Below are 14,114 nucleotides of genomic sequence, written 5' to 3'. Positions count from 1 at the left end.
CATGAGCAAGGAATACGGAGTCGGCATCATCGGCTGCGGCAACATTTCGGGGGCCTATTTCAAGCTGATCCCGACCTTCAGGAACCTGAAGCTCGTCGCCTGCGCCGACATCAACCCCGCCGCCTCGACGGCGCGTTCGGAAGAGTTCGGCGTGCCCGCGCAGGAGATTGGCGCGCTGCTGGCCAATCCCGATGTGGATGTGGTCGTGAACCTGACGGTGCCGGAAGCGCACTATCCGGTCTCCAGGCAGGCGCTGGAGGCGGGCAAGCACGTCTATTCGGAAAAGCCCTTCGTGCTGTCGCTCGAGCAGGGCGAGGATCTGCGCCGCATCGCCGACGCAAAGGGGCTGAAGGTCGGCTCGGCGCCGGATACGTATCTTGGCGGCTCACACCAGTTCGTGCGTCATCTCATCGACAGCGGCAAGGTCGGCAAGATCATGTCGGGCACGGCGCATGTGCTCGGGCCGGGCATGGAAAGCTGGCACCCGAACCCGGACTTCTTCTTCGCGCCGGGCGGCGGGCCCATCCTCGACATGGGCCCGTACTACGTCAACAACCTCGTCAACCTCGTCGGCCCGGTAAAACGCGTCGTGGCGCTTGCCAACAGGGCGCGCGAGGAGCGCATCATCGGCAACGGCCCGCGCCTCGGCGAAACGGTGCCGGTAGTCGTTGCGACCAACATCCATGCGATCCTTGAATTCGTCAGCGGCGCGCAGGTGGCGCTGATGGCGAGCTGGGACGTATGGGCGCATCGCCACCAGAACATGGAACTCTATGGCACCGACGGCGCTGTCTTCGTGCCCGACCCGAATTTCTTCGGCGGCACGGTGGAAGTCGCGGGCAACGACCGCGAGCCGAAGGAAGTGGAGGTCTGGGACCATCCCCTGACCGCGCAAAACTATCAGTTCGACTGGGGCCGCCAGGCGAACTATCGCGGCATCGGCCTTGCCGACATGATGGAAGCGGTGACGACCGGCCGCGACTACCGCTGCTCGCTCGACCGCTCGCTGCACACGATCGACGTGCTGACGGCGGTCCTGCGCTCGGCCGAAGAGGGCAGGGCGATCGACATCGTGACCACCTGCACCCAGCCGGAAGCGCTCGGCATCGAGGAGGCGCGGGCGCTGCTGCGGTAGGCGTCAGCGCAAAGCCCCTTGTGGGGGCGGGCGAGACAGCGCTATGCAGTCTCGCCCATATATCGACAAAGGAATGTGATCATGGCCTGGCAACCGGCGGAAAACCGTTACGAGACGATGACCTACAACCGCGTGGGACGCTCCGGCCTGAAGCTGCCGGCGATCTCTCTCGGGCTCTGGCACAATTTCGGCGACGACACGCCGCATGACCGCAAGGTCGACATGTGCCGCACGGCCTTCGATCTCGGCATCACGCATTTCGACCTCGCCAACAATTACGGCCCGCCGGCAGGAACTGCGGAGACGGCCTTCGGCGAAATCCTGCGCACCGATTTCAAGCACCTGCGCGACGAGCTGATCATCTCCTCCAAGGCAGGCTATGACATGTGGCCGGGTCCCTATGGGGAATGGGGCAGCCGCAAGTACCTGATCGCCTCCTGTGACCAGAGCCTCAAGCGCATGGGGCTCGACTATGTTGACATCTTCTATTCCCACCGCTTCGATCCGGACACGCCGCTGGAGGAGACCTGCGGCGCGCTCGACCATATCGTGCGCTCCGGCCGCGCGCTCTATGTCGGCATTTCCTCCTACAATTCGCAGCGCACCCGCGAGGCCGCCGCGATCCTCAAGGAACTCGGCACGCCCTGCCTCATCCACCAGCCGAGCTACTCCATGCTCAACCGCTGGATCGAGGAGGACGGCCTCGTCGATACGCTGGAAGACCTCGGCATCGGCTCCATCGTCTTCTCGCCGCTGGCGCAGGGCATGCTGACGGCGAAATATCTCGGCGGCATTCCGGGTGACAGCCGCGCGGCGCTGAACCACTTCCTCAAGAAGGACTTCATCCGTCCGGAAATCCTCGACAATATCCGCAAGCTGAACGAGATCGCCGAGCGGCGCGGCCAGACGCTGGCGCAGATGGCGCTCGCCTGGGTTCTGCGCGGCGGGCGCATCACCTCCGCGCTGATCGGCGCGAGCCGCTCCGCGCAGGTCGTCGATTGCGTCAAGGCGCTGGAAAATCCGGATTTTTCCGCAGCCGAGCTGGCGGAGATCGACCGCTACAGCACGGGTGCGGACATCAATCTCTGGAAAAAGTCCGCCGAACTAGACTAGCGTCTCAGCCTGCCTGCCGGACCCACAGCGGGAACGGATCCGGCAGGTTCGCCCAGCGTGCCGGCTCGAAGCAGTCAGTTTCCAGCAGGCACGCATCAAGCCTCTGCCGGATGGCCGCTTCATCCATCGGGTCCGCGCCGATGAAGACCAGTTCCTGCCGCCGGTCGCCCCAGACGGGATCGGAGGCGCGGGCGATGGCGTCGAGCGCCGCCTCGTCCTGCGGCCAGTGCTGGCGCGGCACGGCGGCCCACCAGAGGCCGAGCCGGCCACTTCTGACCAGTGCGCCCGCCTGACTCATCTCGCCGACATGGTGGGGCCGGGTCGCCAGCCAGAAAAAGCCCTTGGCGCGGATCACGCCCGGCCAGCTCTCGTCGAGGAAAGCCTTGAAGCGGGCCGGGTGGAACGGCCTTTTCGCGCGATAGACGAAGGATCGGATGCCATATTCCTCCGTCTCCGGCACGTGATCCTTGAAGCCGTGCAACTCCTTGAACCAAAGCGGATGCTCGCTCGCCCTGCCAAAATCGAAGCGGCCGGTGCCGAGGATGTCGGAAAGTTCGACGCGGCAGAAATCGGTCTCTATGACGCGAGCCGACGAATTAAGCCCGCCGACGATCTGGCGGGCGGCGCGCAGGTCGTCGGGGCTTGCCGCGCCCGTCTTGTTGAGCACGACCACGTCGGCGAACTCGATCTGCTCGACCAGTAGTTCCACCAGCGTGCGCGCGTCGCCTTCGCCGGTGGTCTCGCCGCGTTCAGCCAGGAAATCCCGCGAGCCGTAATCCTTCAGCAGGTTTGCGGCATCGACCACCGTGACCATCGTGTCGAGCCGGGCGAGATCCGACAGGCTCCAGCCGTTCTCATCACGAAAATCGAAGGTCGTGGCGACGGGTAGCGGCTCGGAAATGCCGCTCGATTCGATCAGCAGGTAGTCGAAGCGGTTCAGCTCCGCGAGGCGGCGCACTTCCGCGAGCAGGTCGTCGCGCAGCGTGCAGCAGATGCAGCCGTTGGTCATCTCGACGAGTTGCTCGCCCGTGCGCGACAGATCGGCTCCGCCCTCGCGGATGAGGGCGGCGTCGATGTTGACCTCGCTCATGTCGTTGACGATGACGGCGACCCGCAGGCCGTTACGGTTGTTCAGTGTGTGGTTCAGTAGCGTCGTCTTGCCGGCGCCTAGGAAGCCGGACAGCACGGTGACGGGAAGGCGATTGTCCATGGATTTTGCCTATTATGTTATATCATTACATACAAGTGGCTGAAAAAGGCGGGTGATCCCGCCTTTTCGCTGGTTCGGTGGCGGCGTTTTTCAGCCCGCCCGTCCAAGGCAATCGCGAAGCGAGGTGGCGATGCTCTTCATCAGCGTGAAATAGAGGTCCGGGCCGGGCTCCAGCGTCGCGGCTTCCGGGTCGAGCGTGCCGGACGTCGCCGGCGTGCCCTCGATCACGACATTGACCAGCTTCGGCTCGAACTGCGGTTCGGCGAAGACGCAAGTCGCGCCAAGCGTCTTCACCTTGTCGCGGATCTGCGTCAGGCGCTCTGCGCCGGGCAGGGTTTCCGGGCTGACGGTGATGGAACCGGCGGTGTGCACGCCGTAATGGTGCTCGAAATACTGGTAGGCGTCGTGGAAGACGACAAAGGGCTTGTCCTTCACGGGTGCGACGGTCTCGGCAATCTCCTTGTCGAGTGCGGCGAGCTTTTCCGTCAGCGTGGCAAGGTTCCTGTTATAGGCCTCGGCATTGGCGGGGTCGTTTTCGGCCAGGACTCTTGCGGTTTCCACCGCGATGGCGCGAGCATTGTCCGGGCTGAGCCAGAGATGCATGTCGAAATCGCCGTGGTCGTGGTCCTCGTGGCCTGTTTCCTCGCCATGGGCATGGCCTTCGTCTTCTGCCTTGGCATGGTCGTGACCATCCTTGTCATGGGAATGGCCTTCATGGGCGTGGTCATGTCCATCCTCACCCTCGTGTTCATGCGCCTCGAAGGGACCGCCCTCGCGGAAGCGCAGCTTCTCAAGGCCCGGCGCGTCCTCCAGTTCAACCACTGTCGCCTTGCCACTGAGTGCCTCCAGCGGCTTTTCCAGGAAGGCTTCCAGCCCGTGGCCGACCCAGAAGACGACGTCCGCATCCTGCAGGGCTGCCGCATTGGAGGGTTTCAGCGAATAGGTGTGCGGCGAGGCGCCGCCCTCCACGATCAGGCCCGGCTCTCCGACGCCCTGCATGATGGCGGAAACAAGCGAGTGGATCGGCTTGATCGAGACGACCACGCTCGGCGTTTCGGCCCGCGCGGCAATGGTGCCGGCGGCAAGAAGCGCTGTGGAGAGGAGAAGAGTGCGAACGGCCTTTTGCATGGGGATCTCCGGCTTGAATATGAATGTAATGTTATTACATCAATTGTGTTATGCTATAACGTGTGCCATAGCTGGTGACAACAGGCCTTCGGAAAAATATCGATGCTGCAAACCAATATCAGGACCGACAACCCGCTCGTCGCGCTTTCGGGGGTCGGGGTGCGCCGTCAGGGCCGTTGGCTCGTGCGCGGCGTGGAATTTTCCATCGCGCCGGGTGAGATCGTCACGCTGATCGGACCCAACGGCTCGGGCAAGTCGACAACCGCCAAGACCGCGATCGGCGTGCTGAAGGCCGACGAGGGCAGGGTGGAGCGCAAGGCCGGCCTGAAGGTCGGCTATGTGCCGCAGAAGCTGGCCATCGACTGGACCATGCCGCTCACCGTCGAGCGGCTGATGACGCTGACGTCCTCGCTGAAGGGCGCGGAAATCGACGCGGCGCTGGAGGCAACCGGCATCCGCCACCTCGCCCGCGCCGAGGTGCAGCACCTTTCCGGCGGCGAATTCCAGCGCGCGCTGCTGGCCCGCGCCATTGCCCGCAAGCCCGACCTTCTCGTGCTCGACGAGCCGGTGCAGGGCGTCGACTTTTCCGGCGAGATCGCGCTCTACGATCTCATCAAGACGATCCGCAACACCACCGGCTGCGGCATATTGCTGATCTCGCACGACCTGCATGTCGTCATGGCGGAAACGGATACCGTCATCTGCCTCAACGGTCATGTCTGCTGCCGCGGCACGCCGGAAATCGTCAGCCAGAGCCCGGAATACCTGCGCCTGTTCGGCGCGCGTGCCAGCCAGACGCTGGCCTTCTACAACCACAATCACGACCACACGCACCTGCCGGATGGCCGCGTGCAGCATGCGGACGGCTCGATCACCGACGATTGCCGGCCGGATGACGGTCACCACGTCGAAATGCTGCCGACCGGCGGCCGGGCGGGCCCGATGCGCATCGTGCACACGCATGGGCCGGACTGTGGTTGCGGTCATGACCACGGCCCGGCGCCTGACGCGGGCAACGTCAACGGGGAGCGCCGCGATGCTTGACGATTTCTTCATGCGCGCGCTCGTCGCCGGGGTGGGGCTCGCCGTCACCGCCGGCCCGCTTGGCTGTTTCGTCGTGTGGCGGCGCATGGCCTATTTCGGCGATACGATGGCCCATTCGGCGCTGCTCGGCGTCGCGCTGTCGCTTCTTCTGGATTTCAATCTGCTGATTAGTGTCTTCATCGTCGCGGCGACCGTATCGCTGCTGCTGCTGCTGCTGCAAAAGCGCGGCACGCTTTCCACCGATGCGCTGCTTGGCATTCTCTCGCATGCGACGCTGGCCATCGGCCTCGTCATGGTCTCCTTCATGACCTGGGTGCGCATCGACCTCGTCGGCTTCCTGTTCGGCGATATCCTCGCCGTGACGCGTGCCGACGTGGATCTTGTCTGGGGCGGCGGCATCCTCGTCCTCTTCGCCCTCGTGTGGATGTGGCGGCCGCTGATCGCCTCGACGGTCAACCCGGACATCGCCGAGGCAGAAGGCATGCAGCCGGAAAAGACGCGCCTTGCCTTCATGCTGCTGATGGCGCTCGTCATCGCCATCGCCATGAAGATCGTCGGCATCCTGCTGATCACCTCGCTGCTGATCATCCCCGCTGCCACCGCGCGGCGCTTTTCGACCAGCCCGGAGATCATGGCGGTTCTGGCCTCGCTCATCGGGGCGCTCGCTGTCATCGGCGGGCTCTTCGGCTCCCTGAAATTCGACACGCCGTCCGGTCCCTCGATCGTGGTTGCAGCACTTGGCCTGTTCATTCTAAGCCTGCTGACAAAGCCGAGGACGACCGGAACGGATCATTCGGCGGCAAGCCAGAGAGGCCCGGCATGACGGAAAATCCCGCGACCACGCAGCAACTGACCCGCAACCAGGGCCTGGTTTTCGATGTGCTCTCGCATTCGGAAAACCCGCTCAGCGCCTATACGATCCTCGACAAGCTGCGCGACAGCGGCTTTCGCGCGCCCTTGCAGGTCTATCGGGCGCTCGACAAGCTGCTGGAATTCGGCCTCGTGCACCGGCTGGAAAGCATCAACGCCTTCGTCGCATGCGCCCATCCCGATGAGGGCTGTCACGCGCACGGCATTACGGCGTTCACGATCTGCGAGACCTGCGGCAAGGTCACCGAGTTCCACGATCATGTGATCGAGGACCGGCTGAAGGGCTTTGCCAGGGACCGCAACTTCAAGACCGGCAGGACGACGATCGAGATTCGCGGCACCTGTGCCGGCTGCGCCTGAGCGTCAGCCGACCGGCTTCAATCCCATCCTGAAGCGCTGCCAGTTGCGCACATAGCTCTCGGCGGACAGCTTCAGGCCCTCGATCGCCGCGTCGTCCAGTTCGCGAAGGGCCTTGGCGGGCGATCCGACGATCAGCGAATTGTCCGGATAGACCTTGCCTTCCGTGACCAGCGCATTGGCGCCGACGAGGCAATTCTTGCCGATGACCGCGCCGTTCAGCACCGTCGCGCCCATGCCGATCAGCGAATTGTCGCCGATTGTGCAGCCGTGAATGATCGCGCCGTGGCCGATCGTGCAGCCTTCGCCGATAGTGACCGGCTTGCCGGGATCGGTATGGACGACCACGCCCTCCTGGATATTGGAGCGGGCACCGACGATGATCGCTTCGTTGTCGCCGCGCAGCGTCGCGCCGAACCAGATGCCGACATCCTCGCCGAGAGTGACCTTGCCGATGACGTTGGCGTCCGGCGCCACCCAGTAGCGATCCCCGGCGGGAAGCGTGGGCGTCCGGTCGTCAAGGGCGTAGAGCGGCATGGTATCCTCCGGCGGTTCTGATTCCTTGCCGGCACTCTAGCACCGGCCGGGCGGGGCGGGGAAAGAGCCGAGGGTGGTTTTTCCGCCGCCGATGGAGTATGAGCCCGGCCATGACGAATGCAGGCACATTTTACCAGCGGGCCGTAGAGACGGGGACGAAGATTTTCGCCACCGCGCCGATGATCGACTGGTCCGACCGGGCGTATCGCGTGTTCGCGCGGCAGCTGACGAAGAACGCGCTGCTGTTTACCGAGATGATCGTTGCCGATGCGGTCCTGCGCGGCAATCGCGACCGGCTGCTCGGCTTCGATGCGGTGGAGCAGCCCGTGGCGCTCCAGCTTGGCGGCAACAATCCGCAGAAGCTGGCGGAGGCGGCGCGGATCGGCGAAGGCTTCGGCTATGCCGAGATCAATCTCAATGTCGGCTGTCCTTCCGACCGGGTGCAATCCGGCACCTTCGGCGCCTGCCTGATGCGTGAGCCCGATCTGGTGGCCGATTGCGTGGCGGCGATGAAGGCGGCGGTTTCCATCCCCGTCACCGTGAAATGCCGCATCGGGGTCGACGACCAGGACCCGGAAGTGGCGCTGCGCGATCTTGTCTCCCGCATTGCGGCCGCCGGCACGGACGCCGTCTGGGTCCATGCGCGAAAGGCCTGGCTGCAGGGTCTGTCGCCGAAGGAGAACCGCGACATCCCGCCGCTCGACTACGGCCTCGTGCGCCGGCTGAAGGCAGAAAACCGGAATCTTTTCATCGGCCTCAATGGCGGGCTTCACACATTGGGTCAGGCGGTCGAGGAGATGGAAGGCCTCGATGGCGTGATGCTCGGACGCGCTGCCTATCAGGATAGCGGCGTTCTGACGGGCGTGGATGGGCTTTTTGCGCATCCGCTTCATCCGGCAGGCGTACCGTCTGGCGTCCTCACCAGCCCGCATGACCTTGCCGTCGATGATTGGGAGGCGGTGCGCGACGCCATGATGGCCTATGCGGCCGAGGTGATGGCGCGCGGCGGACGGGTGGCGCATGTGACGCGGCATATGGTCGGGCTGTTCCAGGGCTTTCCCGGCGTGCGGCGCTACCGGCAGATCCTGTCGACGGACGCGACGAAGCCGGGAGCGGGGCCGGAGGTCATCGCGGCGGCTTTCGCGGCGGTGCTGTCGGCCCGCCTGCAGGCGGCGGCGGAGTAGCGCTTTCTGTGCATCGCCGCGCCGCGACCACAATTTCGTCCCCTCGGGGTTGGAGACTTTGCTAAGCAATTCCAGCAGAAGTGCGTAGCGGTTCTGCGTCCGGAATTGCGTGAAGAGAAATAGATTGAGTGTTTTCGCGATTCGGAGAAAAGCGGAAATGCGCTAGACCAGACGGTGCAATGCAGGAAACGCTACAGGTGGCTGCGTGATCGATCCCTACGCCATGCTCGGAATAGAGCGCGATGCCGACGACAACGCGGTGAAGACCGCCTACCGCAAGACCGCCAAGGGCATGCATCCCGATTCAGGCGGCGATGCGGAGCAGTTCGCGCGCCTGCAGACCTGCTACGACCTGCTGCGCGATCCCGTGCGCCGCAAGGTCTTCGACGATACCGGCTTCGACCCGCAGCTTGCCGACCCGCGCGATCTCAAGGGCCTGATCCTGCTCGAGCCGCTGGTCAACGACGTCATCCTCGACGAGCGCGAGCCCGGCAGCTTCGATCCGCTCGCCGCCATGCGCCGCAAGCTCTCCGACGACATCGTCAAGAGTCGCTTCCACATCCTTGAACTGGAACGCCACCGCAATCGCGTGCGCCAGCATATCGACCGCCTCGGCCGCAAGGCCGGCACCGACTTTCTCGGCTCCATGCTGCGCGCCCGCTCGCAGTCGATCGCAGAAGCGATCCGCAATGCGGAGGGCCAGATCGTCGCCATCGAGCAGGCCTATGCCATGCTGGAAGGCTATTCCTACGAACTGGCCACCGCGCTGGAACCCGCCGCCCTTGCGGTCAAGGGTGAGGCGGCGGAGTAGGGCGGATCGCCCGTTTCACTATTGGGTAGCGGTTTGATGTGCGACCGTGGAGGCCTCGACGCGTGCTGCACAGGTGCGCCCGGCGCGCGGGACATGAGGCGTATGGTTTTTACTGTCCCGGCCGCCCCGTTTTTCCTTTCGTGCGCCCCTTGCGCTTGGCCTCATCCGGGTCCTCATAGCTCCCCACACCGATCTTGCCCCGATTGACCGGCTTGGCGTCGTCCGCGCCGGTCGCGCGGTCCGGCTGGCCCTCGGCCAACGGTGACGTGCGCTTCTTGCTGGAGAGGGTTTCTTCGGGGCGTTGGGGGAGGTCGCCGGTAACCGGTTTTTCGGTGCGGCCGACGGTCATTTCGTCGAGGCTGTTCTTGCGGAACAGGGATTTGCCCGCCGGGGTGGCGACGGTGCTGCCCATTTTCCCCGGTTCCGGCTTCGCCGAGCTTTTGCCCTTTCCGCCACCTTCCTGCGATCTCGCTTCCTCCCGCGCCATCGGGTCGTCCATGACGGCGAGTTCGGCGGCCTTGAGGCGCTTGATCTCGTCGCGGATGCGGGCGGCCTTCTCGAAGTCGAGATCGGCGGCGGCGTCGCGCATGGCTTTTTCCAGCGCGTTGAGATGGGCCTGGAGGTTGTTGCCGACGAGGTTGCCGCCATCCGCAAAGCCCTTGCCGGAGACGCCGGAAATGTCGGCGCGAACATGGTCGCGCTCGTAGACCGAGTCGAGGATGTCGGAAATCTTCGCCTTCACCGATTCCGGGGTGATGCCGTGCGCCTCGTTATAGGCGACCTGCTTTTCGCGGCGGCGGGTCGTCTCGTCCATGGCGCGCTGCATGGAGCCGGTGATCTGGTCGGCATAGAGGATGACCTTGCCGTCGACGTTTCGCGCCGCGCGGCCGATGGTCTGCACCAGCGACGTCTCCGAGCGGAGAAAACCTTCCTTGTCGGCGTCGAGAATGGCGACGAAGCCGCATTCGGGAATGTCGAGGCCTTCGCGCAGCAGGTTGATCCCGACCAGTACGTCGAAAGCGCCGAGGCGCAGGTCGCGGATGATCTCGATGCGCTCCAGCGTGTCGATGTCCGAGTGCATGTAGCGCACGCGAACCCCCTGTTCGTGCAGGTATTCGGTGAGGTCCTCGGCCATGCGCTTGGTGAGCACGGTGACGAGCGTGCGGTAGCCGGCCTGCGCGGTCTCGCGGATCTCGCCCAGGACGTCGTCCACCTGGCTTTTCGCCGGGCGCACCTCGACCGGCGGGTCGATGAGGCCGGTCGGGCGGATGACCTGCTCGGCGAAGACGCCGCCGGACTGCTCCATCTCCCAGCCGCCGGGCGTCGCCGAGACGGCAATCGTGTCCGGGCGCATGGCGTCCCATTCCTCGAATCGCAGCGGGCGGTTGTCCATGCAGGAGGGCAGGCGGAAGCCGTATTCGGCCAGCGTCGCCTTGCGGCGAAAGTCGCCCCGGTACATCGCGCCGATCTGCGGGATCGTGACGTGGCTTTCGTCGATGAAGATCAGCGCATTGTCCGGCACATATTCGAAGAGCGTCGGCGGGGGCTCGCCGGGCTTGCGGCCCGTCAGGTAGCGTGAATAGTTCTCGATGCCGGCGCAGGAGCCGGTGGCCTCCAGCATCTCGACATCGTAGCGCGTGCGCTGCTCGAGGCGCTGGGCCTCCAGCAGGCGGCCGGCCTTTTCCAGCTCGACGAGGCGGTGCTTCAGCTCCTCCTTGATCGCCTTGATGGCACCGTTCAGCGTCGGGCGCGGCGTGACGTAGTGGCTGTTGGCGTAGATCTTGACTGATTTCAGGTCGCCGGTCTTCTGGCCGGTCAAGGGGTCGAATTCGGTGATCGCGTCGATCTCGTCGCCGAACATGGAGATGCGCCAGGCGGCATCCTCAAGGTGGGCGGGGAAGATTTCGATCGTGTCGCCGCGCACGCGGAAGGAGCCGCGCTGAAAATCCATCTCACGGCGCTTGTATTGCTGGGCGACGAGGTCGGCCAGCAGCTGGCGCTGGTCGAGCCGTTCGCCGACCTGCATCTGGAAGGTCATGGCCGTATAGGTCTCGACCGAGCCGATACCGTAGATGCAGGAGACCGAGGCGACGATGATGCAATCGTCACGCTCGATCAGCGAGCGGGTGGCCGAGTGGCGCATGCGGTCGATCTGCTCGTTGATCGAGGATTCCTTCTCGATGAACGTATCGGAGCGCGGCACATAGGCTTCCGGCTGGTAATAATCGTAGTAGGAGACGAAATATTCGACCGCGTTCTCCGGGAAGAAGTTCTTGAATTCCGAATAGAGCTGCGCGGCGAGCGTCTTGTTCGGCGCGAGGATGACGGCGGGGCGCTGTGTCTCCTCGATCACCTTGGCCATGGTGAAGGTCTTGCCCGAGCCGGTGACGCCGAGCAGCACCTGGCTGCGCTCGCCGGAGGAAAGGCCCTCGACGAGGTCCTTGATGGCGGTGGGCTGGTCGCCGGCAGGCTGGTACTCGCTGATCATGCGGATGGGGATGCCGCCCTCCGACTTTTCCGGCCGGGCCGGGCGGTGCGGCGTCCACAGCTTGCCGTCCTTGAACAGCGGATTGCCGCTCTCGATGAGGGCCGAGAGCGCCTCCACCGTCGCCGTGACGGCCGTGCCGGCATTGAGCGAGACGGCGTCCTCCAGCGAGGTATCCATGCCGGAGACCGGGTTGAGGCCGGCGGCGGCGCGGGTCTTCGGATCGGACGAGCCGCCGATCGACACGCCGCGCGAGGTCTTGGAGGCCGTCACCTGCTCGGTATGGCGACGCGCGGCGTTTTCCACGGTCTTGCGGTGCTTGCCCGCCTTGGAGGCGACCTCGCGGCGGCTTTCGACACTCGCGGCCTCCGCCTCTGCCTCGAGCTGCTTCACCCAGTCGGAGACGCTGCCGCTGAGCGGTGCGCCTTCGAAGTCGGACTGCGGGGCTTCCTCGAAACCGGGCTTCGAGGACGAGGGGTTTTTCGGTGATCTGGCCATGCGGGGAATATGGCGAGAGTCATCCGGAAAGAAAAGGGCCTATGAGTACAAAAGGGAAACGAATTTGCCGCAGTCCACGCCGTCAGGCGTACGGTGCGCCGGGACCGGCGAAGACGGCGCGCAGGCGGTTCGCCACATGCTGCACCGCGCGGTCCCTGTCGCGGCGGCGGTGCCAGGCGAGGTGGAGCGGGAAGCCGGGCACGGGGATTGGCGGCGGAACGATGTGGAAGCGTCCGGCCGCATCCGGCGGCAGGGTATGGGCCGGCATCATGGCGATGAGGTCGCTGTCTTCCAGCAGCGGCGGCACCATCAGGAAGCTCGGCACGACGATGCCGACACGGCGGGATTTACCGAGGGCCGAGAGCTGATCGTCGAAGCCGCTGCGCGTATCGCCGCGGCCGGAGACGAGGATATGCGGAAAATCGAGCCAGCGATCCAGGCTGAAGCCGGCGAGGGCGGCGGGATGGTCCTGCCGCATGGCGACGACATATTGCTCCTCCAGCAGCGTCTCGCAGTGTAAGGCGGCTTCATCGATGCTCGGGAATACGGAGACGGCGATGTCGCTGGCGCCGCGGGCGAGCGAATCGAGCGCGGCCGGCGCGCCGTGCCACGGCTGGATGACGAGATCGATGCCGGGGGCGGAGCGGGCAAGGGCGTGGTGCAGCGGGCCGGCGATGACGATGCCGGGGTGGTCGGCGGTGGTGATGCGCACCGTCTGGCGGATTTCGGACAGCGGCTCTTCCGGCGCATCCACCACGGCAGCGATGCCGACAAGCAGGTTCTTCAGCGGCTCGCGCAGGGCTTCCGCCTTCGGGGTCAGCCGCATGCCGCCCTTGCCGCGCTCCAGCAGCGGATCGCCGAACAGGTGGCGGCAGCGGTCGAGCGCGCTGGAGGTGGCGGGCTGGGAGAGGTTCAGCCGGGCGGCGGCGCGCGAGACATGCGCCTCGTCGAGCAGTGCGTCGAGGACGACGAGGAGGTTGAGGTCGATCGATCTTAAATTCATGAAATGGATAACATCATATATAAATCATCCATTGGAGTGATTTTAGAGGTTGCGGCACTCTCAGGGCGTCAACACAGGAGACGATGCCATGAGCAAGACCTTGATCCTTCTCTTCCATCCCGACCTCGGCCGCTCGCGGGCCAATGCGGCCCTTGCCGCCGCCGCCGCCCGCCTGCCGGGCGTGGAGGTCATCGATATCTATGCGCTCTATCCGGACGGCAGGATCGATGCCGATCGGGAGGTGGCCCGGCTGCTTTCGGCGGATCGCATCGTGCTGCAGTTCCCGATCCAGTGGTATTCCACGCCACCGCTGCTGAAAGCCTGGCAGGACGCGGTGCTGACCCGCATGTACTACATCACCTACAAGACCGAAGGCTGCCTGCTGGAAGGCAGGCCGTTGCTGGTGGCCGCCACGGCGGGCAATGTGCCGGAAGCCTATGCGCATGACGGGGCCAACAAGTTCACAATGGCCGAGCTGCTGCGTCCGCTGGAGGCTACCGCGCACCGTTGCGTCCTGCCGTGGCAGACGCCGTTCCTCCTCTATCGGGCGGACAAGCTCGACGACCTGTCGCTGCACGGCGCGGCGAGGGACTATGCGGCGATTCTGGGGGAGTGGCGCGACGCCACAGCGCCGCATGAGGATACCAGCCGCTATCTTGTGGAAGCATGGGGGTAGGCGCGACAGGTTCATGCGGCGAGGGCGACGCCTTCAGCCGGTCGGGCCGGCCGGAGCGCCGCA

The 14,114-nt window shown here is 65.0% G+C and carries 13 protein-coding genes; 8 read left to right on the top strand and 5 right to left on the bottom strand.

The window, feature by feature from the left end; all coding sequences use genetic code 11:
• The first annotated feature begins 1 nt into the window (after position 1).
• Together WA950_RS14145 and mgrA are read left to right on the top strand one after the other, a co-directional pair.
• A complete protein-coding gene (locus tag WA950_RS14145; RefSeq protein WP_424552330.1) occupies positions 2–1,135 on the top strand; it encodes a Gfo/Idh/MocA family protein in 1,134 nt (377 codons plus the stop codon).
• Between the two features lie 81 nt (positions 1,136–1,216).
• On the top strand, positions 1,217–2,248 hold the full coding sequence (gene mgrA, locus WA950_RS14140) for an L-glyceraldehyde 3-phosphate reductase (protein ID WP_424552329.1): 1,032 nt from the start codon (positions 1,217–1,219) through the stop codon (positions 2,246–2,248).
• Positions 2,249–2,252: 4 nt separating this feature from the next.
• Here the strand turns inward: mgrA and WA950_RS14135 are convergent, their stop codons facing one another.
• Both WA950_RS14135 and znuA read right to left on the bottom strand, forming a co-directional pair.
• Complete coding sequence (locus WA950_RS14135) at positions 2,253–3,458, bottom strand: GTP-binding protein (RefSeq protein WP_424552328.1); 1,206 nt, start codon at positions 3,456–3,458, stop codon at positions 2,253–2,255.
• Positions 3,459–3,548: 90 nt separating this feature from the next.
• Positions 3,549–4,586 carry a zinc ABC transporter substrate-binding protein ZnuA gene (gene znuA / locus WA950_RS14130; protein WP_424552327.1) on the bottom strand — a complete coding sequence of 346 codons (1,038 nt, stop codon included), beginning with the start codon at positions 4,584–4,586 and terminating at the stop codon, positions 3,549–3,551.
• Positions 4,587–4,688: 102 nt separating this feature from the next.
• On the opposite strand from znuA, the gene WA950_RS14125 reads away from it, so the two are divergent.
• From WA950_RS14125 to WA950_RS14115, 3 genes are read left to right on the top strand one after another with little or no spacing between them, the layout of a single operon-like run.
• Entirely contained in the window at positions 4,689–5,630 is a 942-nt protein-coding gene (locus WA950_RS14125) for an ATP-binding cassette domain-containing protein (protein WP_424552326.1), read from the top strand.
• The gene (znuB, locus tag WA950_RS14120; protein ID WP_424552325.1) at positions 5,623–6,453 is read left to right on the top strand and encodes a zinc ABC transporter permease subunit ZnuB; all 831 of its coding nucleotides are present in this window, start codon (positions 5,623–5,625) and stop codon (positions 6,451–6,453) included. The genes WA950_RS14125 and znuB overlap by 8 nt, the downstream gene beginning before the upstream one ends.
• Complete coding sequence (locus WA950_RS14115) at positions 6,450–6,860, top strand: Fur family transcriptional regulator (RefSeq protein WP_424552324.1); 411 nt, start codon at positions 6,450–6,452, stop codon at positions 6,858–6,860. The genes znuB and WA950_RS14115 overlap by 4 nt, the downstream gene beginning before the upstream one ends.
• Positions 6,861–6,863: 3 nt before the next feature.
• Here WA950_RS14115 and WA950_RS14110 read toward each other — a convergent pair whose 3' ends face one another.
• On the bottom strand, positions 6,864–7,394 hold the full coding sequence (locus WA950_RS14110) for a gamma carbonic anhydrase family protein (protein ID WP_424552323.1): 531 nt from the start codon (positions 7,392–7,394) through the stop codon (positions 6,864–6,866).
• A gap of 110 nt (positions 7,395–7,504) precedes the next feature.
• On the opposite strand from WA950_RS14110, the gene dusA reads away from it, so the two are divergent.
• Positions 7,505–8,578 carry a tRNA dihydrouridine(20/20a) synthase DusA gene (gene dusA / locus WA950_RS14105; RefSeq protein WP_424552322.1) on the top strand — a complete coding sequence of 358 codons (1,074 nt, stop codon included), beginning with the start codon at positions 7,505–7,507 and terminating at the stop codon, positions 8,576–8,578.
• 223 nt (positions 8,579–8,801) lie between these two features.
• Positions 8,802–9,389, top strand: a complete 588-nt coding sequence (locus WA950_RS14100) for a J domain-containing protein (protein ID WP_424552412.1) — start codon at positions 8,802–8,804, stop codon at positions 9,387–9,389.
• Between the two features lie 109 nt (positions 9,390–9,498).
• Here WA950_RS14100 and uvrB read toward each other — a convergent pair whose 3' ends face one another.
• On the bottom strand, positions 9,499–12,372 hold the full coding sequence (gene uvrB, locus WA950_RS14095; RefSeq protein ID WP_424552321.1) for an excinuclease ABC subunit UvrB: 2,874 nt from the start codon (positions 12,370–12,372) through the stop codon (positions 9,499–9,501).
• 82 nt (positions 12,373–12,454) lie between these two features.
• A complete protein-coding gene (locus WA950_RS14090) occupies positions 12,455–13,375 on the bottom strand; it encodes a LysR family transcriptional regulator (RefSeq protein ID WP_424552320.1) in 921 nt (306 codons plus the stop codon).
• 88 nt (positions 13,376–13,463) lie between these two features.
• On the opposite strand from WA950_RS14090, the gene WA950_RS14085 reads away from it, so the two are divergent.
• Entirely contained in the window at positions 13,464–14,051 is a 588-nt protein-coding gene (locus WA950_RS14085) for an NAD(P)H-dependent oxidoreductase (RefSeq protein WP_424552319.1), read from the top strand.
• The last annotated feature ends 63 nt before the right edge of the window (positions 14,052–14,114 follow it).

Origin of the sequence: Shinella sp. (assembly GCF_049651085.1) — a bacterium.
GTDB lineage: Bacteria > Pseudomonadota > Alphaproteobacteria > Rhizobiales > Rhizobiaceae > Shinella.
This window is presented reverse-complemented; position numbering and strand designations above follow the sequence as displayed.